General features: G+C 55.9%; 24 protein-coding genes, 2 pseudogenes and 1 other annotated feature. Of the genes and pseudogenes, 17 read left to right on the plus strand and 9 right to left on the minus strand.

Annotated elements, in window-relative coordinates; genetic code table 11:
* Positions 1–21: 21 nt before the first annotated feature.
* Positions 22–657: a recombinase family protein gene (locus tag MCRY_RS20575; protein ID WP_085633396.1), complete on the plus strand. Its 636-nt coding sequence runs from the start codon at positions 22–24 to the stop codon at positions 655–657.
* Here MCRY_RS20575 and MCRY_RS23260 read toward each other — a convergent pair.
* Both MCRY_RS23260 and MCRY_RS23265 read right to left on the minus strand, forming a co-directional pair.
* Positions 618–1,148, minus strand: coding sequence for an IS630 family transposase (locus tag MCRY_RS23260; RefSeq protein WP_217808247.1), 531 nt, complete (start codon positions 1,146–1,148; stop codon positions 618–620). The genes MCRY_RS20575 and MCRY_RS23260 overlap by 40 nt on opposite strands.
* Positions 1,111–1,572: a helix-turn-helix domain-containing protein gene (locus MCRY_RS23265; protein WP_217808248.1), complete on the minus strand. Its 462-nt coding sequence runs from the start codon at positions 1,570–1,572 to the stop codon at positions 1,111–1,113. The genes MCRY_RS23260 and MCRY_RS23265 overlap by 38 nt, the downstream gene beginning before the upstream one ends.
* A 435-nt stretch (positions 1,573–2,007) precedes the next feature.
* On the opposite strand from MCRY_RS23265, the gene MCRY_RS20590 reads away from it, so the two are divergent.
* The 5 genes from MCRY_RS20590 (at position 2,008) to MCRY_RS20610 (ending at position 5,301) form a co-directional block, all read left to right on the plus strand.
* Positions 2,008–2,394 carry a hypothetical protein gene (locus MCRY_RS20590; RefSeq protein WP_085633399.1) on the plus strand — a complete coding sequence of 129 codons (387 nt, stop codon included), beginning with the start codon at positions 2,008–2,010 and terminating at the stop codon, positions 2,392–2,394.
* Positions 2,391–3,104, plus strand: a complete 714-nt coding sequence (locus MCRY_RS20595; protein ID WP_085633401.1) for a nucleotide-binding protein — start codon at positions 2,391–2,393, stop codon at positions 3,102–3,104. Before MCRY_RS20590 ends, MCRY_RS20595 begins: the two co-directional genes overlap by 4 nt.
* Positions 3,101–3,619 carry a hypothetical protein gene (locus tag MCRY_RS20600; RefSeq protein WP_085633403.1) on the plus strand — a complete coding sequence of 173 codons (519 nt, stop codon included), beginning with the start codon at positions 3,101–3,103 and terminating at the stop codon, positions 3,617–3,619. Before MCRY_RS20595 ends, MCRY_RS20600 begins: the two co-directional genes overlap by 4 nt.
* Positions 3,620–3,748: 129 nt before the next feature.
* Positions 3,749–4,117 carry a plasmid mobilization protein gene (locus MCRY_RS20605; protein ID WP_425320141.1) on the plus strand — a complete coding sequence of 123 codons (369 nt, stop codon included), beginning with the start codon at positions 3,749–3,751 and terminating at the stop codon, positions 4,115–4,117.
* Complete coding sequence (locus MCRY_RS20610; protein WP_085633407.1) at positions 4,114–5,301, plus strand: relaxase/mobilization nuclease domain-containing protein; 1,188 nt, start codon at positions 4,114–4,116, stop codon at positions 5,299–5,301. Before MCRY_RS20605 ends, MCRY_RS20610 begins: the two co-directional genes overlap by 4 nt.
* On the opposite strand, the gene MCRY_RS20615 is transcribed toward MCRY_RS20610, so the two are convergent.
* Positions 5,298–5,885, minus strand: a complete 588-nt coding sequence (locus MCRY_RS20615) for a recombinase family protein (RefSeq protein WP_085633409.1) — start codon at positions 5,883–5,885, stop codon at positions 5,298–5,300. The two genes, MCRY_RS20610 and MCRY_RS20615, sit on opposite strands and share 4 nt — an antisense overlap.
* A 160-nt stretch (positions 5,886–6,045) precedes the next feature.
* Here MCRY_RS20615 and MCRY_RS20620 point away from each other — a divergent pair, with 160 nt between their 5' ends.
* Positions 6,046–8,928 (plus strand): Tn3 family transposase, encoded by a 2,883-nt coding sequence (locus MCRY_RS20620; RefSeq protein ID WP_085633411.1) that lies wholly within the window; start codon positions 6,046–6,048, stop codon positions 8,926–8,928.
* 10 nt (positions 8,929–8,938) lie between these two features.
* Here the strand turns inward: MCRY_RS20620 and MCRY_RS20625 are convergent, their stop codons facing one another.
* Positions 8,939–9,712: a tyrosine-type recombinase/integrase gene (locus tag MCRY_RS20625; protein WP_217808249.1), complete on the minus strand. Its 774-nt coding sequence runs from the start codon at positions 9,710–9,712 to the stop codon at positions 8,939–8,941.
* A 105-nt stretch (positions 9,713–9,817) separates the two neighbouring features.
* Between MCRY_RS20625 and MCRY_RS20630 the strand changes: the two genes are divergently transcribed.
* Positions 9,818–11,049, plus strand: a protein-coding gene (locus tag MCRY_RS20630; RefSeq protein ID WP_139834141.1) for an IS3 family transposase whose coding sequence is annotated in 2 segments (ribosomal slippage) — positions 9,818–10,115 and positions 10,115–11,049 — 1,233 coding nt in all. Because the reading frame shifts where the segments join, the coding sequence is not laid out codon by codon here.
* Positions 10,105–10,221, plus strand: a sequence feature (AL1L pseudoknot). (Overlaps the previous gene by 117 nt.)
* 37 nt (positions 11,050–11,086) lie before the next feature.
* Positions 11,087–11,446 (plus strand): annotated as a pseudogene (locus MCRY_RS20635) (integrase core domain-containing protein); the annotation flags it as partial.
* On the opposite strand, the gene MCRY_RS20640 reads toward MCRY_RS20635, so the two are convergent.
* Entirely contained in the window at positions 11,427–11,960 is a 534-nt protein-coding gene (locus MCRY_RS20640) for a hypothetical protein (RefSeq protein ID WP_217808250.1), read from the minus strand. The pseudogene MCRY_RS20635 and the gene MCRY_RS20640 overlap by 20 nt on opposite strands.
* Entirely contained in the window at positions 11,957–13,189 is a 1,233-nt protein-coding gene (locus MCRY_RS20645) for a site-specific integrase (RefSeq protein ID WP_085633415.1), read from the minus strand. The genes MCRY_RS20640 and MCRY_RS20645 overlap by 4 nt, the downstream gene beginning before the upstream one ends.
* A 155-nt stretch (positions 13,190–13,344) precedes the next feature.
* Here MCRY_RS20645 and MCRY_RS20650 point away from each other — a divergent pair.
* Positions 13,345–14,103 (plus strand): annotated as a pseudogene (locus MCRY_RS20650) (IS110 family RNA-guided transposase); the annotation flags it as partial.
* Between the two features lie 337 nt (positions 14,104–14,440).
* Here the strand turns inward: MCRY_RS20650 and MCRY_RS20655 are convergent.
* The 3 genes from MCRY_RS20655 to MCRY_RS23020 all read right to left on the minus strand — a co-directional run bounded on the left by MCRY_RS20655 (position 14,441) and on the right by MCRY_RS23020 (position 15,411).
* Entirely contained in the window at positions 14,441–14,770 is a 330-nt protein-coding gene (locus MCRY_RS20655) for a helix-turn-helix domain-containing transcriptional regulator (RefSeq protein ID WP_085633417.1), read from the minus strand.
* A 1-nt stretch (position 14,771) separates the two neighbouring features.
* Entirely contained in the window at positions 14,772–15,101 is a 330-nt protein-coding gene (locus tag MCRY_RS20660) for a type II toxin-antitoxin system RelE/ParE family toxin (protein WP_085633419.1), read from the minus strand.
* A gap of 160 nt (positions 15,102–15,261) precedes the next feature.
* A complete protein-coding gene (locus tag MCRY_RS23020) occupies positions 15,262–15,411 on the minus strand; it encodes a hypothetical protein (RefSeq protein WP_176234540.1) in 150 nt (49 codons plus the stop codon).
* A gap of 357 nt (positions 15,412–15,768) precedes the next feature.
* Here MCRY_RS23020 and MCRY_RS20665 point away from each other — a divergent pair, with 357 nt between their 5' ends.
* The 7 genes from MCRY_RS20665 to MCRY_RS20690 form a co-directional block, all read left to right on the plus strand.
* A complete protein-coding gene (locus MCRY_RS20665) occupies positions 15,769–16,794 on the plus strand; it encodes a replication initiator protein A (RefSeq protein ID WP_085633421.1) in 1,026 nt (341 codons plus the stop codon).
* Between the two features lie 112 nt (positions 16,795–16,906).
* Entirely contained in the window at positions 16,907–17,581 is a 675-nt protein-coding gene (locus tag MCRY_RS20670; RefSeq protein ID WP_085633423.1) for a ParA family protein, read from the plus strand.
* On the plus strand, positions 17,581–17,931 hold the full coding sequence (locus MCRY_RS20675; RefSeq protein WP_085633425.1) for a hypothetical protein: 351 nt from the start codon (positions 17,581–17,583) through the stop codon (positions 17,929–17,931). The genes MCRY_RS20670 and MCRY_RS20675 overlap by 1 nt, the downstream gene beginning before the upstream one ends.
* 178 nt (positions 17,932–18,109) lie before the next feature.
* Positions 18,110–18,832 (plus strand): DUF6444 domain-containing protein, encoded by a 723-nt coding sequence (locus MCRY_RS23450; protein ID WP_139834142.1) that lies wholly within the window; start codon positions 18,110–18,112, stop codon positions 18,830–18,832.
* Positions 18,748–19,443 (plus strand): IS66 family transposase, encoded by a 696-nt coding sequence (locus MCRY_RS23455; protein WP_425320143.1) that lies wholly within the window; start codon positions 18,748–18,750, stop codon positions 19,441–19,443. The genes MCRY_RS23450 and MCRY_RS23455 overlap by 85 nt, the downstream gene beginning before the upstream one ends.
* 134 nt (positions 19,444–19,577) lie before the next feature.
* The gene (locus tag MCRY_RS20685; protein ID WP_244897942.1) at positions 19,578–21,305 is read left to right on the plus strand and encodes a ShlB/FhaC/HecB family hemolysin secretion/activation protein; all 1,728 of its coding nucleotides are present in this window, start codon (positions 19,578–19,580) and stop codon (positions 21,303–21,305) included.
* Positions 21,250–24,710: two-partner secretion domain-containing protein (locus MCRY_RS20690; protein ID WP_085633429.1), on the plus strand; the 3,461-nt coding region annotated here is incomplete at its 3' end. The genes MCRY_RS20685 and MCRY_RS20690, both read left to right, overlap by 56 nt.

The raw sequence follows: 24,710 nt of genomic DNA on the forward strand, positions 1-24,710 counted from the left end.
CAAGCAGCAGAGCGATAGGATATGAACAACCGTGCAGCCATCTACGCCAGAGTTTCGACTTCTGATCAGTCCTGTGAGCGGCAGGTCGCGGAACTGACCGCATTTGCGGAACGCGGCGGCTATGACGTGGTCGGCATGTTCAAGGAAACGGCCTCCGGGGCCTCAGCCAATCGCGCCGCCCGCAATCAGATCCTCAATCTCGCGCAGGCCCGGCATATAGACGCCATTCTGGTCAGCGAGCTTTCCCGGTGGGGGCGGTCCACTCAGGACCTGCTCGATACCCTCAATCGCCTTGCGGGCTGGAAAGTCTCGGTCGTGGCTATGAACGGCATGACCTTCGAGCTCGATACACCTCACGGTCGGATGATGGCCACAATGCTGGCCGGGATCGCCCAATTCGAGCGCGACCTTCTCAGCGAGCGCGTGAAATCCGGCCTGGCCGCTGCACGGGCCCGCGGCAAAAAGCTTGGGCGACAGCCGGGACAGCGACCCAAGTCTGATAAGCTAGCCCCGAAGGTGCTGCAGGCCGTTCAAGACGGCAAATCATACCGATGGATTGCGCGCGATCTCGGCATTTCCAAAAATACCGTCACTGACATCGTTATAGCGTGTCCGGTTCAATCGGTTTCATATCCAGCGGCTCGGAAGAAGTTGTAACACTCGTCCGGCGTAAACAGGCTGCATACGGTTCCGACAGCCTTCCAAAGGTCGTCATAGGTACGTGCCGCGGCCTTCCGAATGAGGGCCTTCAGCTTCGAAAAGGCCATTTCTATGGGGTTGAGATCAGGGCTGTATTTCGGAAGGAAGAGGAACCATGCGCCGATGTCCTCGAGGATCTTCTGAGCCACAGCGCTTTTATGGGCTGGCAGATTGTCGAGGATCACGACGTCCCCTTCACGCAATGTCGGTGCCAGGATGCCTTCGACGTAAAGCTCGAACATCTCCCGATCCATCGCCCCATTCATCACGCCAGTGGCATCGATCCGATCATGTCGCAGACCTGCGATGAATGTCTGAGTGTTCCAGCGCCCTGCGGGAGCATGCTCGATCAGCCGTTCCCCGAGTTGGGTCCATCCGCAGGTCTTTGTCATGTTGGTCTTGAGGCTGGTTTCATCGATAAAGATGAGCCGTTCCAGATGGTTGCGCATGAAGGGTTGGCGACGCGTAATCCAGATGGTCCTGTCCCGCGCCACATCGGGCCGCTTCTGTTCGCTGGCCCGCAGATCTTTTTTTATGCGAGAGCCCGAGCCGGTGCAGCAAGCCGCCCACAGAGGAACGGTGCACCCTGATCCCATGTTCGCGTTCCAGCGTGGCTCGAAGCTCGTCCAGCGTTGTTGCAGGGCGGGCTTCCATCTGCTCGCGTACCCAACCGGCCACAATGGCCAGCTTGCCATGACCACGGCGGCCTTGAGGCTTCGGCTCAAGGCGACCGGTTTCCCGCTTCAGCTTGACCATGTCGTTCACGAACTTGACCGACACACGGAAGTGCGCGGCTGACGACCGGTGTGAATTGCCCTCTTCGACAAAGGCGACAACCCGCTCGCGCAACGCAAGAGGATGTGGTTTGCCCATTTGCGACCTCCATATCTGCTCACAGACATGGAATCACAGATCAGATCGCGTGGGAACATGAATCCGGACAGACAAGACACGCTATAAACGGCACAGAGATCACGCTTAGGGCGTCATCTAGGGTCTGCCCCAAAATGGTGCCCGCCGAAGCCCATCTCCCGGTCCATCGGTGCAAGACCTGTTTCGCCTTGTGTTATTCTCTCTTCCCCTACTGCCCCAAACGCACCGCGGAGAAGCCCCCGGCGCCGACAAGTTGTCCATCCTGCGAGAAGAAGACACTTCAGTGTCGCCGCCGCTGCTGGATCAGGGGGGGGACGGTTTACCGTCGCCATACCCTGCTAGGCAGCAGGTCATTCCGGAAGAGGATTCCGAAGATTTATTTTCGTATTTTCACGGTCATCGAAGACACTTGCCGTGTAGAGCGAGGATAACAGCATGGCACTCAAAACGGAACACCTTAAAACCGCGAAGGCGGCGCTCAAGTCGATGTCAACGCGACGGGAGAAGAAACTGACAAGGGCCGATTTCGTCACCGGCCTGATCCAGGACATCCACGCAAAGATGACAGCCGGGTTCTCTCTGGAAGAGATCTGCGCGGAACTCAACAAGACACTCCCGGAGGATGAACAGCTCAACATGAACACGTTCAAAACCTACGTGCGCCGCGCCCGGACCCAGGCCGGGATCGCACCGACCCGAGCGTGGACCCGCCGGACCGGTCCAACCGAGCCCAAGATACAGACCGCCCCGGACAGGGGGAGGACAAAGGGTCAAAAAGAGGACCCCACATCGGATTTTCGCGATCAAGGAGGTGACCTGTGAAGCGGATTTTTTTCATACATGGAGACAAAGGCGGCGTCGGCAAAACCGAAGTCGCAAAGCGGATGGCCGCCGTAATGCTCCAGGCCGAACACCCGGTTACATTGGTCGATGGCGACAACAAAAACCCGGGCCTCCACGCGGCGTTTCAAGGCGGGAAACGGGATGTCCACTGCATCAACGTCATGACCCCCAAAGGCCGCGATGCCCTCTTCGACGTCATCGCGGAAAGCCCCGGGGATGTCTTGATTGATCTCCCCGCGCGCGGCTCGGACGTCACAGCGCGACTGAATCAGGACGGTGCCTCCGAAGACGGGTTCAGCCTCCCATTGCTGATGGCCGAGATCGACGCCGAATTGACCACCGTCTTCGTGATCGATCAGACCCGGTCGCCGATTGTCGCCTTACGTGAAGAGATGAAGGCCCTGCCAGAGACGACGAAGTGGATCGTTGTGCGCAACTGGCGCGAGGACCGCGCGTACACGTTGTTCGACACGTCGCAGACCAAAGCCGATCTCGAAGCCCGAGGGGCTGCCGTTATCGACTTGATCCGGCTCGACCCCCGCGTGAATGACATTCTGGAGAACGCCGACGATCTGAACCTGATCACCGCACAAACCTCGGACAAGCTTTCTATGCTCCAAAAGATGCGGGTGAAAGCAGCGCTGAGGTCCTGGTCCGAGCAGATGGAAATCGCGGGACTGATCGAATGACTGATCTTCCAGAGGACCTGTTCACCCTGATCTACCGCCGCGCACCCACGGAGCAAGACCGGGCCCGGTTGTTGGCAGTCAAAGCGGGATTGGGTCTCTCCTCTCGGGACGAACTGTGGCCGGTGCTCATGGTGCTCGATTACTACGAACGGGCTATCCGGTCGGGCAGGATTGATACCTTGCGCGACGTCGAGCGTGTTCTGGACGAGTTGAAAGCGATCCCAGACCGGGCCGGGCCGATCGCCAGCGCCGAGGCGCAGAAAGCGATCGCACGGATCATTGAGCAGGCCTCCGACAAGATCGCGCGAAACGCGGCGCAAAAATCGATCACGACAGCCGACCGCATCTCCCGGCGGCAGCTTATTGTCGCGGCCGTGGTCGGTGCCCTTGTTGCCGCATGCCTCGCCGGTACCACGGCTTGGGGGATGTATCTCTTTCTCGAAGCTCGAGGCCTCTGCGCCGAGCCGCCGTTCCTGACCGACGGCGGCCAAATCGGATGTTTCGTTCAGCGGTGATGGGCTGATCTCCTTCTCCGCCAGATGGCGTCGGCGGGATCAGCTATGGGCGTTAGGGGAAGGGGTGCGTTAGGTTTTTTCACGGAGGGGTCATAAAAAGGAAGAAGGGCGAATTGGGGCTGAGCGGACATGGCACGGTCAGGTGACGGGAAACAGAGATCAAACCGCCGGAGAAGGAACAACCTCCTTCAGCAGCGGGTGGACGATGAAGAGCTGCACCGGTTCATCGCGCGGGCACGCAGGGCCGGGTTTACGAACCACCGTGATTATCATGCTGCTTTCGTCTTCGGTGAGGCCGAGCTTGAGCGCCGCGAGCGCCATGACCTGCTGCGCATCAAAGGCGAGCTGGGAAAGCAAGGCTCCAACTTGAACCAACTCGCCTATGCCGCGAACGCAGGGCGTCTCACCGTCTTTTCGGCCGATGACATGCGCGTGATTCATGATGCCATCGCCGCTGTTGAGAAGGCCTCCGCAGAGATCCGGGCCCTGCTGGCATGATCGGCGAGGCGATCAAGAGAGAGGGGGAGAAGGGGTCCGGTGGCCGCCCGGACGCCTTCAAGCCTGGCGTGGCCTATGTCTGCGGCAAGGCGGCCCGCGTAGAGCTGCGCAACCTCGCCTCAAGCGACTGGCAGAACGCGGCCGAGGACATGCGCCTTACGTCCGATCTGAACAGCCGGGTCCGGAAACCGTATTACCATCTGGTCCTCAGTTGGCATGAACTGGAGCAGCCGACGGACGACCAGATGATTGAGGCCGCGGACCACATGATCCGCAGCCTGGGGCTAGAGGACCATCAGATCGTCATCGGGACGCATCACGACACAAAACGGCGACATATTCATCTGGTTTGCAACACCGTTCACCCCATCACCGGAAAGGTCTGGTCGAAGACGCACGACCATCTCCGGATCGAACAGGCTTGCCGAGAAATCGAGCTGGAACAAGGCTGGTCGCACGACCGGGGCCGGTTTGACTTCGATGTCTCGGCCGACGGCGCAGTCGCGTTGAAGCCCAACCCGGAGGCCTGGGACAAGAAGCAGGCTGCCCGGGACGCCGGGCAGAGGCCAAAAACCTCCGGCGCCCGAAAGTTTGAGAAATCAATCGGGATCGAGTCATTCGAACACAGCATCCCCAACGCCCTGAAGGCCCGGTTTGCAGAGGTCGTTGCCTCCGCGCGGGACTGGCAGGGCCTTCACGCCGAACTCGGGGCGCTCGGGCTGCGATATTACAGGGCCGGGTCCGGCGCGCGGATCGGCATCCTGGGCAGCACCGAATTCGCGAAAGCCTCGGCCTTCGGGTCGAAGTTTTCCATCAGGAAGATGGAGGCACGGCTTGGGACCTATGAAGATCCGGGCAGCGCATACGTCAATGATCGCAAAGGAGATCACAAGGAGATCGAAAGTCTATCCGGGGTAGTCTGGCAGGAGGATCGCAAAGCGACAGCGTCATCGGCGTTCAAGCTGACCCTCCTGCGCCGTATTTACTGTGGTCTCCATCTCGATCCCGCCGTGTCTGAGGCCGTCCGCTTTGTCGATCTGCAGGATGTTCCCCCTCAGATCACCTTCCGAGACAACACAACGGTGGTCGATCATGGCGACCGCCTCTCGACATCGCGCAGCACTCGAGAGACGCGCGCGGCCATGATGGGGTCTGATGCCGGAGGGGGCAGAATAGTACGCTAAGGGCTGATTTTGGCTCCTGTGCGTTGCAAAGTTCTGTAGATCGTTGGCCTCGATATAGCGAACAGTTCTGCCAGATCGCTGATGGAATAGTCACCGGTGGCATGCATACGCGTGAGCTCTTTTTGTTGTTTTTCGGAGAGTTTAGGCTGCTTTCCACGGAGTTTGCCCTTTGCCCGAGCGATAGCCATGCCTTCCTTGGTCCGTAACCGGATGAGATCGGCCTCAAACTCAGCGAAGGTGGCCAGAATGTTGAAGAACATTTTACCCATGGGGTCTGTCGGGTCGTAGATGGACATCCCCAACGCGAGCTTGACGCCTTTTTTCTCCAACTGATCTGCGATTGCGCGTGCATCGGGGACGGACCGGGCAAGGCGATCCAATTTTGGCACGACCAGCACGTCACCTTCCCGCACGGCGGCCAATGCCTGGTCAAGACCAGGGCGGGCGCGGTTGGTGCCCGTCAGCCCGTGGTCGGTATAGATACGGTCCTCCGATACACCCAAGGCGCATAGGGCCTGCCGTTGTGCGGTCAGGTCCTGTTTGTCGGTCGAGCAGCGGGCATAGCCAATTTTGGTCACAGTCATGGCTTCAGCGTACGATTAAGGGGCGGCATGTGCGAATCAAATCGTACCATCTATATGAGATATTCTGAGGTGTGGTTTCTCTAACTTTGCGAACCTTTGCAACACATGTCCGGTGAAGGAACCTCTTACGGACAGTCGCCTTGATCTTGGAAGGAACCACATGCCCCGTAGGAAAATGCTCACTGACCGCCAGCGGGCAGCACTGCTTAATCTGCCGACCGACGAAGCGGCGATGCTGCGCCACTACACCTTGGCGGACGATGATCTGGAAATCATCCACGCACGTCGCCGCCCCCATAATCGTTTCGGCTTCGCCCTCCAGCTTTGCGCATTGAGATACCCCGGTCGATTGCTGGCACCAGGTGAGGTCATTCCTGCGGCAGTGACGCGCTTTTTGGCTGCGCAACTCGGGTTGAGACCCGATGATCTGGTAGACTATGCGACGAGGGAGGAAACCCGCCGTGAACACCTGGCTGCCCTGCGTGATTTCTATGGCTACAAGATGTTCACCGGACGAGGATCGCGCGATCTGAAGGCCTGGCTGGAGAGGACAGCTGAAACCGCTCAGTCAAATGAGGATTTGGCACGACGCTTCGTGGAACAGTGCCGGGCGACCCAGACTATTCTACCGGGGATCACGGTTATTGAACGCCTTTGCGCAGATGCTCTCGTCGCTGCAGAGCGACGGATCGACGCTCGGATTGCCGACCGGCTGGACGATGAGATGCGCGGCCGACTTGATGCCCTGTTGGCGGAAACCGCAGACAGTTATGTCACCCGCTTCGTCTGGTTGCGCCAGTTTGAAGTGGGCCAGAACTCGGCTGACATGAACAAGCTGCTCGACCGGCTGGAATTCTTGCAAGACATCGCCGTGGACCGGACCGTCCTGTCGGGTGTGCCACCCCACCGCATCGCGCGCCTCAGACGGCAAGGGGAACGGTATTTTGCAGGTGATCTGCGGGATATTTCAGGCGACCGTCGACTTGCCATCCTCGCGGTCTGCGCTTTGGAATGGCGTAGCGCCATTGCCGACGCAGTGGTCGAGACCCATGATCGTATTGTCGGGAAAACGTGGCGCGAGGCGAAACGCGCCTGCGATGCTCGGGCGGAGGACGCCAAGGCAGCCTTGAAGGACACCTTGCATGGTTTTTCCAATTTTGGATCAGCGTTGCTGGAGGCACATGAAGATCAAGCATCCCTGAGCGACGCGGTTCAAGACGCCGGAGGCTGGACTTCGCTCAGAGGGCTTGTGGCCACCGCGGCCCAGCTCACCGACACATTGGCGGCCGATCCACTGGCACATGTTGTTCACGGCTATCACCGCTTTCGACGATATGCGCCCCGCATGTTGCGGACGCTCGATATTCAGGCCGCACCGGTGGCCGAACCGTTACTCGCCGCTACCTCTATCGCCGCGGGAAGGGAAACCACCGGCGACCGCCCGCTGACCTTTCTGCGCCGCGCCTCAAAATGGCATCAGCATCTGAATAAAGACGACGGGCACCGCCTCTGGGAAGTCGCTGTCTTATGCCACTTGCGCGATGCATTCAGAGCTGGCGATATCTGGCTTGCCCATTCCCGCAGGTATGGCGACCTCAAGGACGCGCTGGTTCCGGCCGAAGTTGCCAAGGCAACGCCAAGACTGGCCATGCCATATGAGCCGGAAACCTGGTTGGCTCATCGCAAATCTCGTTTGGCTGACGGCTTGCAGCGATTGGCCCGCGCTGCCAGGTCCGGTGCCATGCCGGGAGGTTCTATCGAAGACGGCGTGCTCAAGATTGACCGCTTGACTGCCGAAGTTCCCGAAGAGGCAGACGCTTTGGTGCTCGACCTTTACAAACGCCTGCCAGAGATCAGGATCACCGACCTGCTGCTCGAAGTGGATGACGAGATCGGCTTTACTGAAGCCTTCACCCATCGGCGCACGGGTGTCCCGTGTAGGGACAGGGTCGGTATGCTGAATGTATTGCTGGCTGAAGGGCTGAACCTCGGGCTCAGCAAAATGGCCGGTGCCACAAACACCCACGACTATTTCCAACTGTCGCGCTTGTCGCGGTGGCATGTCGAAAGCGAGGCGATGGCGCGCGCCCTGGCCATGGTGATCGAAGGCCAGAACGCCTTACCAATGGCCCGGTTCTGGGGCGCTGGCACCAGCGCGTCCAGTGATGGGCAATTCTTCCCCACCACGCGCCAGGGCGAAGCGATGAACCTGATCAACGCCAAATACGGCCATGAACCCGGATTGAAAGCCTACACCCATGTCTCCGACCAGTTCGGACCCTTCGCCACCCAGACTATCCCGGCCACGGTGAACGAAGCGCCCTACATTCTGGACGGTTTGTTGATGACCGACGCAGGCCAGAGAGTCCGCGAACAATATGCCGACACCGGCGGCTTCACCGACCACGTCTTCGCCGTCACCGCCCTTCTGGGCTTTCAATTCATCCCCCGCATCCGGGATCTGCCATCCAAGCGCCTTTACCTTTTCGATCCGTCAACTTGCCCAAAAGAACTGAAGGGGTTGATCGGCGGCAAGGTCAGGGAACCCGTTATCAGCTCAAACTGGCCAGATATCCTGCGCAGCGCGGCTACCATGGTGGCGGGCGCAATGCCTCCGAGCCAACTTTTGCGAAAATTCTCTGCATATCCCCGGCAGCATGAGTTGGCCGTTGCGCTACGTGAAATCGGACGGGTCGAACGGACGCTGTTCATCATCGATTGGCTGCTGGATGCCGACATGCAACGCCGCGCTCAGATCGGCTTGAACAAAGGCGAAGCACATCACGCCCTCAAGAATGCACTGCGCATCGGACGGCAGGGTGAAATCCGCGACCGGACAACTGAAGGTCAGCACTTCCGAATGGCCGGCCTGAATCTGCTCGCCGCGATCATCATTTACTGGAACACCAAGCACCTCGGGCAGGCAGTCAACGGCCGCCGCCGCGATGGATTGGATTGCTCACCAGACCTTCTGGCGCATATCTCACCCCTCGGATGGGCCCACATCCTGCTCACTGGTGAATACCGGTGGCCCAAAAAGTGATCAAACCACCTTAGCGTACTATTCTGCCCCCTCCGGCATCAGACCCCATGTAGACCAGGGTGGAATTGATATCCCGATGCCCGAGGTAAGTCGCGAGGAACGGCAGCCGGTCCTGCGGATTGATGCCCGCTTTGTACCATTCCAAGATGCGGTTCACGACCATCGAGTGGCGCAGATCGTGAACGCGCGGCCCGGTTCGCCCTTGCAGTGGCTTCAACCCGGCGCGCCGTATGACGTTAGTGAGCAGCCAGGTGATCATTTCCGGCGTGTAGCGGCGGGTGCGGCCCTGCTCGTGCCAGAACAGACCGGAACATGGATCCTGCGATGCATCAGCACGGCGTCGGGCTTCGATATAGGCTCGAAGCTCGGCCATCACGCTGTTGGGCAGCGGCAGGATCCTGGTTTTGAAGAACTTTGTTTGGCGAACCGTGATCGTACCGCTCTGGAGATCGACATCGGTAAGATCGAGACGGGCAAGCTCGCCCCGCCGTAAGCCTGCACAATAGGCCAGCACCAGCATGGTGTAGATCGTCAGCGGGCGAAGTGGTGACCGTGGTGAGGGGAAGGTGCGAGCAACGTCGAGCATCCGCCGTATATCGGCAGACGAGTAGATGTGGGGCTTGCGCCATTGCTTGACCACGTCCTTCTGCGGTCGCGGGTCCGGTCGGCGCGATGGGATCGATGGATCCCGGTGACGGAAGATTTTTGTCAGGGCGCGCCTGAGATTTTCACATTCGGCAGCGTGATTGCGCGTGGATTTCGCCGCCGCCAAGTGATCGAGCATCACCCCGATCGGCTGTTCCTGGAGCGCCGGGTTCAGCTGCAGGAACTGGTCAAATCTTGAACCAGACCGGGTTTACCGGAGAGCATAAAGCTTGGAATGTAAGTCATGACCAAAGGAAATTCAGGAAACCGTTTTTCGACAGAAGTGCGTGCGCGCGCAGTGCGTTTGGTGCTTGAGAATGAAGCGGATTATCGGACGCGTTCTGAGTGCTTCAGATCGATTTCGCAGAAGATAGGATGTAGCCCTGAAACGCTTCGGGACTGGGTCAACAAACAGGCGATTGAGACAGGTGATCGGGAAGGTCTGACGCTGTCTGAGCGCGCGCAGATGAAAGAGCTTCAGCGCGAGATCCGTGAGCTGCGTCAGGCCAATGACATTCTTCGTAAGGCGTCAGCTTTTTTCGCGGCGGCGGACCTCGACCGCCTACGGAAGAGATGATCATGTTCATAGATGACCATCGTGAGCATCTTGGTGTCGAGGCGATTTGTAAGGTTTTGCCGATCGCGCCATCCACATATTACCACCACAAATCGATTGAGCTCAATCCCGAGAAGGCCTCCGCCCGCGCAAAGCGTGATGCCTTTATAATGACCAGGATCACCCATTTCTGGGAGAAGAGTAGGAAGCGATATGGGGCCGTGAAAATCTGGCACGACCTACTGGATGAAGGTACTGTAGTCGCCCGTTGCACAGTTGTTCGCCTCATGAAAAGCATGGAAATACAGGGGATTACACGCGGTGACGTAACAACCACGAAGAGCAATCCTGCCTTGCCGTGCCCTGAAGACAAGGTGAACCGAAAGTTCAAGGCGCCAGCCCCGAACATCTTGTGGGTAGCCGACTTTACCTATGTCAGAACGGCCGTGGGGTTTGTGTATGTGGCCTTCATCATTGATGTCTTTGCCCGCTACATTGTCGGCTGGAAGGTCTCATCCTCCCCCAATGCCCAAATGGTGCTCGATGCTTTGGATCAGGCGCTGGCTGCGCGTCAACCCGATCCCAAAACTCTCATCCATCATAGCGACAGAGGCGTTCAATACTTGTCGATCAAGTACACTGACCGACTTGAGGAAGCCAAAATCGATCCGTCGGTCGGTAGCGTTGGCGACAGTTATGACAACGCGATGGCCGAGACAATCAACGGGCTCTACAAGGCCGAAGTCATCGAGCACGAGGGCCCGTGGCAAGGCAAAAAAGACGTCGAATTCGCAACGCTCGATTGGGTTCACTGGTTCAATCACGAACGCCGTTTTGGACCCATCGGATACATCGCCCCAGCACAAGCAGAAAGGAACTTCTATGACAGTCTGAACACTGTTACTCTCGCCGCAGAATAGGAACTAAACCGTCTCCGCTAAACCCGGTCTGGTTCAGTTGGCGGCGCGTCAACCAGATCCCAAAACCCTTATCCATCATAGCGACAGAGGCGTTCAATATCTGTCGATCAAGTACACAGAGCGCCTCGAGGAAGCCAAAATCGATCCGTCAGTCGGCAGCGTCGGTGACAGCTATGACAATGCGATGGCCGAGACAATCAACGGTCTCTACAAGGCTGAGGTCATCGAGCACGAGGGCCCGTGGCAAGGCAAAAAAGACGTCGAATTTGCAACGCTCGATTGGGTCCATTGGTTCAATCACGAACGCCGTTTTGGACCCATCGGATACATCGCCCCAGCACAAGCAGAAAGGAGCTACTATGACAGTCTAAACGCCGTTACTCTCGCCGCAGAATAGGAACTAAACTGTCTCCGGTAAACCCGGTCTGGTTCAACCGGGCAGACTGCGAAGTGTATTTGTATCCCCGGTTCCGCATCAGCGCGACGTGCTCAGCCAAAACCTCTCCCAGCACGCTCCCGAACGGCCGGGGCCGGTGCAATTCGGCAAGGGCCTTTTCCGGATTGCGCGACGCCAGAGCGCGCCAGACCGGCATGCACTGCTTGATATTGCATGCTTCGCGCAGGGTGGTGACGGGATTGCGGTCGATCGCCTCGGTATTCAGAAGGTGATCGAGGAACCGGTCAACGATGCGGGTGCGGTGCAGCAGCGTAGTCGCTGCCCAGCATTCAGCCGATACCCGCAGCCACGCGACCAGCACGTCCTGACCAAGTTCGCTGTAATGTTCGGCGACGTTCTGGAAGCCTTGCAAGACCTGCCGGTAGCAGGTTCGGCTTTTCATGCTGCGCAGACCAAGGCCTGCCAGATAGTGGTCAATGGTCTTGCGATCGGGATCGGGCCAGCGAGTAGTCATGCCAACACCTCTGTGCCCGGCACATCAAGCGCAATGGCCCGAAGATCCTCAGTGGCAAGCTTGAGGTAGGGAACCGTCGACGCGGTTGAGCGATGTCCCAAGAGGTCACCGATGATCTTTTGCGGAACTGACGCGCGCAGCATTTCCACTGCACGCGCATGGCGGAAGATGTGCGGCCCGCATTTGCCTGGCGGCTTGATGCCGGCATCGCAGAGCCGCCGTCGAACCAGACTGTATAGCTTCTCAAGCTTGCGATAGGGCGCGCGAGTGCGGATGAAGATCTCCCTGGCATGGGTCGCTGGCCGTCCGGAGCGCAGATAAGCGAGAACGGCCTCGCCCGCGGGCGCCATCAGAGGCAGGAACGAGCAGGCTCCCGTTTTGCTGTGACGGACACGGATGGTTTCGCTCCGCCAGTCGATGTCCTCGATCCGCAGATTGCGGATTTCTCCAGACCGCAGCCCATAGGTTGCAAGGAGTTGCAAGATTGCGTAGTCCCGCAGCCCCGCCGGTGTCTTGTCCGCCCTCGCGCTTTCCAGTACCGCGGCGATCTGGCCCCGTTCCAGGATCGAGGGCACACCTTCATAGGCGTAGAGCAACGACGCGATGATGTGCGGCGACAGGTCGGTCGCAATGTGGCCCGCCCTATAGAGATGACGCAGCAGTGAACGAAGCCGCTCCGCAACAGATTTCAGCGAGCTGCGCGTCAGCTTCAATGCACGCAGGTCCATATAGCGGTCGGTGTCGTCGACACTCAGATCCATCAGGCCTTCGGCGCCGCATCGTTCGAGTTGCCAGGCCAGGAAGTGTCGGGCTTCCCACAGGAGCGCATCGATGCTGGGCCGGGCAAGGCCACGCTCATCGAGAAGCCAGCCCTCGTACTCGTCGCAGATCGCAAATCGCAACGCGTCGGCCGCACAGGCCGCATTTGTAGCCGGTGGCCAACGGCCCTGCACAAGCCGCAGCAGCGCGTGAATACCCGCGCAGGGAATCTGGTGCCAGCGCGGACCGGGAAGGCGGCCGTGACGGCGCTGGAACAGCGCGACCGCTTCGCGCAGGTATTGCTCCACTTGGGCTTCGGTTACATCCGCGACCGGGATGTTCCGCTGCGCAAGATGGTCAAGGAAGCCGCGCGCATAGGCGCAGTAATTCCTGACCACCACCGAGCTGTATTCTTGGCTGGTCAGTACGGCTTCGAGTTCGGTGATTACGTGATGATCTGCGTTTGTCATTGCTGGCTCCTCTGCTGTGCAAACAACAGAGGTTCATCCGAAAATAATGATGAGCAAAGCCGACACTGAATTTCATAAATTCAGCGGGTTCATGCACCTTTCGCACGTTCCTCCGCATTACGGCCACCTGATGATAAGTCAAGCGCCACAAGAACGATGCGGCTGATGCCGAGGCGATTACCGAAGCGGCCCTACGACCGAACATGTCTTTTGTCCCGCCCAAATCGGCTGAAACTCAGGCGCTGACCATGATGGTGCGAACACGTGATCAGCTTTTGGAGCAAAGAACTGCAACCGTAAATGCATTGCGGGGCCACCTGGCCGAGTTCGGTATCATCGCCGCTACAGGCTTGAAAAACGTCGAAAGCTTGGCCGCGCAGGTCACCGACACGCCAGACCTGCCAACACTAGCGGCTGAAATGGCTCAGCTACACTTTGAACGTATCGCCAGCCTTTCGGAAGAGATTGAGACGCTGACTACAAAAATAAAGTCGCACTGTACAGAAAGCGAAGCGGCGCGGCGGCTGCAAACGATGCCGGGGATCGGGCCAATTGCGGCTATGGTCATCGAGGCTTTTGCGCCTGATATGAAAAACTTTCAAAAAGGCCGTGACTTTGCCGCTTGGTTAGGATTGGTGCCCAAACAGCATTCAACAGGTGGCAAGACCCGCCTGGGTCAGACCAGCAAGATGGGACAGAAAGATATACGGCGTGCCCTGATCATCGGCGCGATGAGCTGCATTGCGGTGGCGACAAGGCGTGGCAAACGCTGCCATGCATGGCTGCAAGATAAGCTGGATCGCAAGCCAAAGATTGTCGCGGCGATTGCGCTCGCCAATCGGATGGCACGTCAGATATGGGCGATGCTCACCAAAGAGCAGGACTATCAGATTAAGTCAAAGGTGGCCGCATGAGTTTCCGCCGCGCTTGAAGCGCTAAAGCGGAATGCAAGGAATGCACTGAGAAGAATGGACGTCGATTGAACAGATCCTGATTGGAAAGCCAGATAGGGGTAGGGCGTCGTACGAGCCCGCGGAATCGAATTGGACCCGATCAGCGAACTGACCATCTTGGCCCGCGGCGTGTGAAAAGCCGCAATCCGAGGCCTGACACACGACCGCAATCAATCTCGTTCACACCGATCAGAAAATCCTTGCAAAACCGGGGGCATCCACACACTACCCCTTCCAGCCGATCGTCGTCTGTCACCACGAAGCGCTTCGTGCTCCACAACGCGGTTTGTGTGAACGCTTATGCGTGCATCTCGTTGTTTTGCGTGAGTGAAAAAGACACGCCCTCGCGCTGCTTCAGGCGGGCAACCATGGCCAGCAGGTTATCAGCGCGCGGGTTTCCCTTAGCGCTAAGCATGCGCATCAGGCTTTTGGGGTCTTTCTGCATGTCCTCAGCGAGAGCCTCAAACCCCACTGTGGCGTTCACGTAGTCACGCAAAAGAACCTTGCCGGTTTCGAGATCATCGCTAAGCATCGCCTCGATTGCTTCACGGAACAAGCCAACACGAAACTCAGGATCACGCTCGGCACGTGCTTTGATGGTGTCTTTGAAATCTTTTGTCAGCGCCATGTCATTCTCCTTTCTGTTTTCGGTTTTTGTAGTCGTCCCAAAATGCCTTGGCCTGCTCGATGTCCTTGGACTGACGTTTTTCCGTGCCACCACAAAGCAGGATTACAAGCTTGTCACCATCTTGGCCAAAATAGACGCGATAGCCTGGGCCGAAGGTGATACGCCGTTCGGACACGCCCTGCCCTATGGGCTTCACATCGCCCAGGTTGCCGGTTTCGATACGTGCAAGTACCGTTCTGACCTTCAATGCCGCGGCCGTATCCAGTTTGGCAAACCAATCATCGAACGGCGCTTTCCCCGTTTCAGTGACATAGACTACGAGTTTAGCCATGCAAAATTAGTTACATATACGTTACCATTTGTCAATTTCCTTTTCCAAGCAAAGTCGCCATCGTGCATGCACAAGCGCTTGCCGCGTAGGCACCGTCAGCAGCGCGCTGAGTTTCACTCATGACAAAAGTGGGAAAATGTCATAAGTGCCCTCCCCTGCCCTATCCAGCCGTTTCCTCTGCCAGCACGGCCGTCATGGTGGCCACGTCGGGGAACAAGTGTTCGCGCAGCTTGTAAGTATCCAGCATGCCGTCGCGGGCGATCCAGCCTTTCAGTGTTTCAGCCACTTCGTCGAGCCGCGCTGCTAGCACGTCATATTGCCCTTTCCCAAGCGGTCTCGGTGACAGCGCGGCAGTAGATGTTTCAATGCCCTGCCCTTCTCAGCACCGAACTTGGCGCCCATCGTCGTGATCCCTTATTTTTGTATGGCCTATCTTAGTTATCCACAGGCGCTGAGTGTTATAAATGTGTTAAATAATGTGTTACGCTTCAGCTGATGATAGATTCATCTAATGATTTCATGAATTTACGGACACGGGGTGCAGCTAATATCCCGATAGAATGCAGGTATTATCCGGAAAAGTGCAGCTGTTATCCCGATAGCTCTTGTGGTGCAGCTAATATCCCGATAGCAATATCAGTGCAGCTGTTATCCCGATAGGTAATTCATGGATGACGATCATCGCCCCCTCCTCCCGGATCGCCATCCCCAGGCCAATCTGTTCATCTGTGATGTGGCCGATGCTGTCATTAAAAGCGATATGGCGTCCATGGAGCATCCCATCTTCACGTTGTCAAAGAAGCCGATCCGCGACGTTAAAAGGTACGAGCATGGGGATGTTGTCTTGGAGGTTACGCCTGGCCCTAAGGGTATTGCGAATATTTATGACAAGGACATTTTGATCTTCGCAATCAGCCAAATCATGGCGGCGCGCAACGAAGGTCGCCCTTACTCGCGTGAAATCCAGTTCCACGCGCAGGACTTCTTGGAGTTCAGCAACCGCCACACGGGTGGCCATGACTACGATCTATTGCGTGACTCCCTTGACCGACTGGATAGCACTCGTCTCAGGACGACAATCAAGACGGGCGGCGAAGAGACATGGGAGGCTTTCGGCCTAATCGAGGGCGCGAAGATCAAGCGCAAACGACACGATGGCCGTGTCACCGAATGGGGCCTTAAGCTATCAGAATGGCTCTTCAAGGCCATCGAGGCCAACGAAGTTCTGACCCTTCACCCGGATTATTTTCGTCTCCGCAAGCCAATCGAGCGGCGGATTTACGAGATCGCCCGAAAGCACTGCGGCTCGAAGGAATCTTGGCAGATTGGCTTGAAAAAGCTTCAAAAGAAGTGTGGGTCGAGCGATGCTATTCGCAACTTCCGAATGGCCGTTCGCGCACTTTGCGATTTTGACCACCTGCCCGACTATTCGGTGAGCATGGAAGACGACATGGTGTCGTTCCGCAGCCGCGTTTCACAACAGGTCATTGTCGGTTCGAGCTTCTCGACCAAGCTTATGCCAGAGACCTTTGAGACCGCCCGACAAGCTGCACCTGGTTGGGATGTTTATGTCATCGAACAGGAGTGGCGGGCGTGGGTCATGAGCCTATTGGAGCAAGGCATGGAACCGCCGCGCAATCCTGACAGCGCATTTATCGGGTTCTGCCGCAAGTGGGCAGCGCGCCAGCAGTAGAACATATAATATGCTGTATAAAATATCGCGTCATATTATATGACGCATATAAAAAATGACGTGACATATTTTGTGGCACGTCATATAAAAGAGAAAAACAACGAGCAGACAAATGATTGTAAGCGTTCTCTCACCCAAAGGTGGTTGTGGAAAATCCACTGCGACACTGACGCTGGCATCGGTTTTCGCGAAGAATGAAGACCTCTCGATTGCTATCGTAGACGCTGATCCACGTCAGAGCATTGCACGCGTCTGGCTGGGGAAACGCAATGAAGAGAACCTTGGGGATGCACCTTTCAAAGTGATCTCAGACCCTTCTGACAGCACCATTCTAGACACGCTGGAGGCGGCGAGCGATGACCACGACTTGGTGTTCGTTGACCTCGAAGGCGTAGCGGGCCTCATGGCGTCATATGCTGCCTCGGCTTCTGATCTCTGCATCATTCCAATGCGCCCCAGTGCATTGGACGGCGATGCTGCGGGTGCGGCCCTCAAAATGATCCGAGACGCGGGGCGAGCTGCCAGACGAACGGTGCCAGCTCGCATTCTGATCACGCAGACGGACGCTGCAATCGTCACCAAATCTCACAAAGAACTGTTGGCTGAGCTGGACGGGGCAGGGGTGGAGCGCCTGCAAACCGAACTCATGCGTCGCGCGCCATTCGAGAGAGTCATGGCAGAGGGCCGCACCCTTTTCGAACTTCAAGACAGCCAGTCTGTGAAGAGCGCGATCAGCAACACCGCGCAGCTTGGCAAAGAGCTGGCAGAAATACTGGAGGCAAACTGATGGCAGGAACATTCCTCAATTTGAGCGATGATGATCAAGAAGAAGCTGTGGAGCCGAAAATTGGGGCGGGACTGAAGCGGAAGAAGAAAATCTCTCGCCCAAGAGCTGACGCTGAAGCTGTCGCCGCAGCAGGACGTGCAAACGGCTTCAATCGTTCCACTGACACTGCTGAACCGTCGCCAGCTCCTAGGCGTGGGCGGCCACCGCTAAATGAAGACATGACGTACTGGCGTATATACGTCTCAAGCAAGCTTCGTGATGACTTGAATACTCTGCGCGACGAAGAGGGCAGGCGGCTAAATGACGTTTTGGAGGACATGTTAACGGCTTACAGAAGCACCAGGACCTAACGACCACTTTAGACGCCGAGAAGGATCGATTTATCAATATTTTCTGTAACTCCCAAGCACCCGCTCGCGGATTATCGGTCGGTTTTGGGGTGAGTCCTATTTGCCATCGGACGCATGAAGTTTTCGTTCTGGTCTGAATTCCGTGGCACCGGCTGGATTTCTCTGAATCAATTGTGGGATGGATCATGTTGCCGCTCTTGAACAACTCCTCGCCACGGCTCTGCGCCGTATCGCAGAGCTTGAAGTCGCGTTGGCGCGCATGGCGGACGAGAACGCGGACCTGCGCCGACAGTTGGCCAAGAACAGCAGCAATAGCAGCAAGCCCCCTTCAAGTGATGGCCTGAAGAAGCCGGCCCCGCGCAGCCTGCGTGGCAAATCCGGAAAGAAAAGTGGCGGCCAGGTTGGCCATCGGGGCGACACCTTGCGCCAGACGTCAACACCCGACTTTGTCGAACGGCATGAGGCGACGCATTGCAGCGCCTGTCAGGGGGCCTTGACGGCGGAGATGGTGAAGGGGGTCGAGAAGCGTCAGGTGTTCGACTTGCCCGCGCCACGCCTGGAGGTCACCGAGCATCAGGCTGCAGTTTATTGTTGCGACCATTGTCGCGCCATGACGACGGCTGGCTTTCCCGATGGCGTGGCCGCGCATGTGCAATACGGCCCGCGCATGCGGGCGGCTGCGGTCTATTGCAATGTTCAGCAGCTGATACCCGAGGATCGGGTCTGCCAGCTTCTGCGCGACCTGTTTGGGGCCACCAGCTTGCCGAAAGCGGCGTTCGGCATCTGGACGAGACTGGACTTCGTGTCGCCGGCAAGCTGCACTGGGGGCACTCGATCTGCGATGCCGTCTTCACGCATTACCGCATCAGTGCCAAACGCGGTGCTGTTCCAACCTTTTTGACCGGCGGGACGATCGTTCATGATCACTGGAAACCCTACTACGCACATATGAACGGAGTGGACGCCCACGCCCTCTGCGGGGCGCATCACTTGCGCGAGCTCAAGGCCATCGAAGAAATCGAAAAAGAGCCCTGGGCGACGGAGATGAGCGCGTTGCTCATTAGTGCCAATCAGCTCAGGTGCACGGCTCAGGACCAGGGCCAGACCGAACTCCCCGAACCGGTTCGCCAGGATATCATTATCGGATACATGGCGATCCTCGCCAAGGGGCTCGCCTTCCACGAACGCCAGCCCCCGCTGGCCAAAAGCCCCGGCACCCGCGGCCAAAAAGCCAGGCGGCCAGGCCACAACCTGCTCCTCCGCCTGCGTGACTACCGCGATGACGTCTTGCGGTTCATCGCAGACTTCGCGGTCCCATTCACCAACAATCAGGCAGGACAAGACCTACGCATGATGAAGCTGCGTATGAAAATCTCGGGCACCTTCCGCACCCTCGAGGGAGCGCAGGTCTTCGCCGACATCAGGTCTGTCATCTCGACGGCCAAAAAGCACGGGCTCAACATCCTGGAAACCCTGACCCTGTTACCAACTCAGATCATTGCACGCCTCTGACGGCAGGCACCCTATCCACCTCGTTATCGCGCTAGGGGTGCTTGGGAGTTACGTTGGCACAAGATTTTACGTTCGGTGTAAAATCAATCACGTGTTAGTGTGCTGTGAAAGCGTAAAGTCACAGGGCCTCTAAAGTGTTCCATACTATCGTAGAAAAAACAGGCCGTAAGTTTCTTGCGATCACATTTTTAAGCACTGCGTTGTGCATAGGGCAACCGTCGTTTGGACAGACAACTGCGAGTCAGATTACACCGGAAACGTTAACCCCAGAGTTACGTCAGCTGGATGGATCAATTATATTTTCTGGACAACCTGGGACGCAGGCACCACCGGGTGCGGAAGCCATCGGCGTTACTCTTGCAGCAGTTGACTTACAGGGCGGACTGTCCGAAATGGTCACCGCGCATACGACTTTTATTGAGCGTTTGACCCGTGGCCGAATTCCCGTTTCCGAGCTCTTTGATGCCACGTCAGAACTTGAGGCAACCTATGCGTCTGCAGGTTATGTATTAAGCCGGGTGCTACTTCCCCAACAGTCTTTGCGTGATGGAGGCGTTCTTCGCGTTGTCGTCGTGAACGGATTTATAGAAGAAATCGACACGACCTCTGTCCCTGACAAAACACGTGCACGAATTGATGGCTTGACCAAACCTCTCATTGGCCGCCGAGGAATTACCCAAGATGAGCTTGAGCGACAACTCCTACTAGCAGGAGACACGCCAGGGACGGCATTACGCACAGCGTTGGGTGCAGGCAAAAAGCAGGGCGGTGCGCTAATTGTTTTGGAACCTGAGTTTAGGCCAATTACAGGATTTGTTGGTGTCGGTACACCAGCGAGCGACGATCTTGGAAAACTGAAGTTTGATTTTGGCCTGGAATTTAATAGCTCTCTCCGCTTTGGCGAAACAATTTATTTGCGCATCGGAGGGGCTCCAGATGATATTTTGACCGCGGAACCTGTTAGCCGAATACTCGCCCTAGGCGCTGTTGTTCCACTAGGGTTTTCTGGACTTACGTTGAACGGTGAAATTACAGATGCACGCACAACACAAACCGATGCGTTGTCGCCTACCAGATCGAGTTTTAGCCGCAAGTCATTACGTTTAGCATATCCATTTATTCGCTCGCGAACGGTGAATTTAGATGGGACCCTTTCGCTTGACCACCAAACAGATACACAAGATCTCATAGGGGGAGCGCGCATCTACGAAGATCGCATCTCGGTGTTACGCTTCGGTGGCACTATGAATGTGATCCATGAGAAGCAAGCGGTGACGTCGGCCGGCATGACCCTGTCTCAAGGCCTGAATGTCTTAGACGCACACTCGAAAAAGGACGCATTATCAAGTGGAGTGCCTCTCTCTCGATCTGGCGCTGATGCTGTCTTCACCAAGCTTGTGGGTTCGATCAGCCATCAAAGATCTCTAAACAATGCTTTGACTTTATCTATTGTCGGCCGTTTCCAGAGTTCTTTTGGAGATGCATTGGTCACGTCAGAGCAAATGACTTTGGTTGGGCCAAACGAACTTTCCTCATTTAATAGTGGCTCTTTGCGCGGTGATAGCGGATGGGTTGTTCGATCAGAGCTATCCACAAGGTTCAGCAGTGATATTGGACAAATACCGGTACTGTTTAGCCCATATGTCTTTTGGGGATTTGGATCTGTGTCGCTCGAAAACCCAACAGCAACCGAGCGCGCCCACACCGAGGCCAAGTCGTATGGAATTGGTGTAGATCTCTTCGCGCAGACAAATTCAAATTTTAGGTCCAACAGCATGCGTGTTGAGTTTGGCCGGGGAGAACGAAATGATGGAGAGCCAAGTGAAAATCGGTTCAGCTTCGTGTCAAATTTCCGGTTTTGATGTTCGGCGTAAGCTACGTACGTGTTTTATGTTGACTGTAGCAGCCTCATGCTTGCCCCATGCGGTTTATGCAGATCTCACTCTTCCGCAGGATGCCAGTGTGGTAAGTGGTGGGGTAAATATTACCATAACCGACAATTCGAAAATGACATTGTCACAGAGCCAAGATCGAGCTGTAGTGAATTGGACGAGTTTTTCGGTTGGACGAGATGCCCACGTAGATATTCAGCAACCAACGGCATCTTCAGCACTACTTAATCGCGTCACAGGTGATGCGACCAGTGAGATCCATGGGCGTATAACAGCCAATGGGCAGGTATATTTGGTCAATCCGAACGGGATATTTATTGGACCTGATGGTGCCGTGGACGCAAGTGCATTTGTTGCATCAAGCTTGAACATTGAAGATGCTGATTTTCAGAAAGAAGCATTAAAGTTCCGGGGCTTGGGTGCGTCAGCTAAGGTCGAGAACGCGGGGCGTGTAACGATCACGCCAGGGGGATATGCCGCATTTCTTGGAGGTCAGGTCCGCAATTCAGGTACTGTGACAGTACCAAGGGGACGTGTTGGGTTTGGTGCTGGAGAGCGGGTTACTCTGGATCTCTCGGGTGATGGCTTCCTTGAAGTTGCGTTACCTTCTGAATTGGAGGATGAAAGCGCACTAATCGATAATTCCGGTGTCGTCAGGTCCGATGGTGGCTTCATCGAGATGCGCGCCGCAACAGCACGTGAAGCTGTACGCAATGCTGTCAATTTGAGCGGTGTTGCTGAAGCACGGTCGGTGTCTATGCAAGGTGGAACTATCATTCTTGGAGGGGGCGATGGGGGGCGGATAACTATCTCTGGTAAAGTTTCCACTCAGGCGTCCAGAGCAAAAATCGAAGTTCTTGAATCCAAACGTCCTCGTATGCGTGGCGGGCAGGTGGATATAACAGGCTCAGACATTGTCCTCGACGGAGCTTCAATTAACGCGAGTGGTGATGCTGGAGGTGGATTGATCCGAATTGGCGGAGATTTCTTCGGACAAGGCGAGCTACAGTCCGCCCAAACCCTCTTGGTAGATGCAAAAACCCACATCTCCGTTGATGCGCTCGAAGATGGTGACAGCGGTAGAGTTGTGTTGTGGTCTAATCTCTTAACGGATTTTGCAGGAGAAATTTCTGCGCGAGGAGGCGCTTCTAGCGGTGATGGCGGTTTTGTTGAAGTCTCAAGTAAGCAGGTGTTGAGATATTCTGGAATTGCTGACCGGCGTGCGCCTAATGGCGTTTGGGGGACTCTTCTTCTTGATCCGGAAAACATTACCATCAACCCAGGTGAGGGTGGAGAAGATGGGCTCGAAGAAAATCTAGAGCTTGGCGATGTTATATTAGATACAACAAGTGATTCCAACGATTCTGGCAACATAACCATTAATGCGAATATAGACTGGTCCGCCGCAACGGAATTAGCGTTTGTAGCAGACAACGATATCCTACTTAACGGATCTTTAAATGGTCCAAATGGATCAGTGGTGATGGATGCCATAGGAGATATATTCCTATACGGCCCCATTACAACAAATACTCTCAGCTTTAGTGCAGGATCAATTATTCTGGATGCAAATAGTGCAATTAATGTATCAAATTTCTCAATAAGTGATGGGGATTGGATTCAAATTAATGATCCACTCCCAACTTTTGTTGTAACGTCCGAATTTGACGCCGTTTCATTCAACTCTTTTGTACGCGCGCGCTCTGGAAACGGAGAGCTCGCCAATCCTTATATCTTATCAGACATTTATGGTGTTCAAGGGATGACATCCCCTGGGCAAACGGACAAGCATTATGCTTTGTCTAATGACATTGATGCCGGTGTGACTGAAGGCTGGACTTATGGCTCTCGTGAGGGCTTCCTACCAATCTGGGCGTTCGCCGGCTCTTTGGAAGGTAATGGATACACAATTTCCAATCTTTACTCACTTCCGTTCAATGGTGAGGGAGTAGATCAAGGGGGAATGTTTGACACCATCTGGTGGACCGGAACCGTTCGAAATTTACGCCTCAGTAACGCCTCTATATTCGGCAGCTCAGCAGGTATTCTAGCTGGCTCGAATTTCGGTTTAATTGAAAATGTTTGGGTAGATGGAGAGGTGCGGGGACAGGCCGGAGGTGTCGGTGGACTAGTTGGTTCCAATGGTGGAGTTATAAACGATAGTGTGGCCGATGTCTTTGTTGAAGCCGATGATTCACCGATTGTCAAAGGTGATTTTGGTGGTGGGGTTTCTGTTGCAGTTGGTGGCTTTGTCGGTGACAACTTTGGAACGATTAACCGATCACATGCCTTGGGTGATGTAAGTGTCTCAAATGTTTTTGGAACAAGTATTCGCGCTGGTGGATTTGTAGGCTGGGAGAGTTCTTTCCTAGAAGAGGCACCAGCGACCATTAATGATAGCTATGCTCTGGGTTCGGTTGATGTCGAAAGCAATGTTGGTGACGCAGTCGTTGTTCGAGCAGGCGGGTTTGTCGGAGACCTTCAAGGACCTGTAAACAGATCGTTTTCCACTGGGACAGTGACTGTACTTGGAGATGCCACCGTTGAGCGAGGTGGATTTGCAGGAGCAGATCAAACCAGTGGAACAGAAGGCAACAGTAGTTTCTGGGATAGAGACACATCCGGCTTGGAAACTAGTGCTGCTGGGAGCAGCCTAAGTACTCAAGAATTTCAAAATACAGAGACTTTTATTTCCATCGGTGAAGAAGCTAGCTGGGATTTCAATAGTGTTTGGGCACCCGGGGACACCGGATTTTACCCTGTAAATTACTCAACAAGTCCAGTGATACTTGCGACACCAAATCCCATTACTGTTCAGTATGGACTTACTGGGGTCACTCCCACAACAGGTAGTATTGTTGGGGGACCGTCTCTCTTTGTATTTGATTATGAAGATGACAGTTTAAATACCGCAACTGTTTTCCAACCACCCTTTAATTATTCGTCACGCAATGTTGGGTCGCGTACGTTTACTCTTCCAACAACCGAGTTGCTGAGTGCAGGCGGTGTTTCTTATCGCGTGATTGATCGGCTTGGAAGTGCGGCGATACTTCCTGCGTCTCTGACGGTACGTGCGGATGATCAGACGAAGACGTATGGGACGGGTTTGAACCCGGTTGGGAGTGAGTTCACGATCACGGCAGGCACGCTGTTTTTCGAGGATGTGCTTGAGAGTGTGACGTTGTCGAGCGCGGGATTTGCGTCGGATGCGTCGGTTTCCGGGAGCCCGTATGAGATCGGGGCGTCAGCTGCGATTGGGTCTGGCCTGTCGAACTACGCAATTGAGTATGTGTCGGGAGATCTGACGGTTGATCCTGCGTCTCTGACAGTGCGTGCGGATGACCAGACGAAGACGTATGGGACGGGTTTGAACCC

The organism is Marivita cryptomonadis (genome assembly GCF_002115725.1).
GTDB classification, from domain to species: domain Bacteria; phylum Pseudomonadota; class Alphaproteobacteria; order Rhodobacterales; family Rhodobacteraceae; genus Marivita; species Marivita cryptomonadis.

Bases quoted from the DNA above. Each gene is read 5' to 3' on its own strand.
- MCRY_RS20655 (WP_085633417.1), bottom strand. From the start codon at position 14,770: ATGGCGCTGACAAAAGATTTCAAAGACACCATCAAAGCACGTGCCGAG.
- MCRY_RS20660 (WP_085633419.1), bottom strand. From the start codon at position 15,101: ATGGCTAAACTCGTAGTCTATGTCACTGAAACGGGGAAAGCGCCGTTC.
- MCRY_RS20615 (WP_085633409.1), bottom strand. From the start codon at position 5,885: ATGACTGTGACCAAAATTGGCTATGCCCGCTGCTCGACCGACAAACAG.
- MCRY_RS20610 (WP_085633407.1), top strand. From the start codon at position 4,114: ATGATCGGCGAGGCGATCAAGAGAGAGGGGGAGAAGGGGTCCGGTGGC.
- MCRY_RS20625 (WP_217808249.1), bottom strand. From the start codon at position 9,712: ATGCTCGATCACTTGGCGGCGGCGAAATCCACGCGCAATCACGCTGCC.
- MCRY_RS23265 (WP_217808248.1), bottom strand. From the start codon at position 1,572: ATGGGCAAACCACATCCTCTTGCGTTGCGCGAGCGGGTTGTCGCCTTT.
- MCRY_RS20605 (WP_425320141.1), top strand. From the start codon at position 3,749: ATGGCACGGTCAGGTGACGGGAAACAGAGATCAAACCGCCGGAGAAGG.
- MCRY_RS20600 (WP_085633403.1), top strand. From the start codon at position 3,101: ATGACTGATCTTCCAGAGGACCTGTTCACCCTGATCTACCGCCGCGCA.
- MCRY_RS20640 (WP_217808250.1), bottom strand. From the start codon at position 11,960: ATGACTACTCGCTGGCCCGATCCCGATCGCAAGACCATTGACCACTAT.
- MCRY_RS23450 (WP_139834142.1), top strand. From the start codon at position 18,110: ATGGATCATGTTGCCGCTCTTGAACAACTCCTCGCCACGGCTCTGCGC.
- MCRY_RS20590 (WP_085633399.1), top strand. From the start codon at position 2,008: ATGGCACTCAAAACGGAACACCTTAAAACCGCGAAGGCGGCGCTCAAG.
- MCRY_RS23260 (WP_217808247.1), bottom strand. From the start codon at position 1,148: ATGCGCAACCATCTGGAACGGCTCATCTTTATCGATGAAACCAGCCTC.
- MCRY_RS20670 (WP_085633423.1), top strand. From the start codon at position 16,907: ATGATTGTAAGCGTTCTCTCACCCAAAGGTGGTTGTGGAAAATCCACT.
- MCRY_RS20645 (WP_085633415.1), bottom strand. From the start codon at position 13,189: ATGACAAACGCAGATCATCACGTAATCACCGAACTCGAAGCCGTACTG.
- MCRY_RS20575 (WP_085633396.1), top strand. From the start codon at position 22: ATGAACAACCGTGCAGCCATCTACGCCAGAGTTTCGACTTCTGATCAG.
- MCRY_RS20675 (WP_085633425.1), top strand. From the start codon at position 17,581: ATGGCAGGAACATTCCTCAATTTGAGCGATGATGATCAAGAAGAAGCT.
- MCRY_RS20620 (WP_085633411.1), top strand. From the start codon at position 6,046: ATGCCCCGTAGGAAAATGCTCACTGACCGCCAGCGGGCAGCACTGCTT.
- MCRY_RS20665 (WP_085633421.1), top strand. From the start codon at position 15,769: ATGGATGACGATCATCGCCCCCTCCTCCCGGATCGCCATCCCCAGGCC.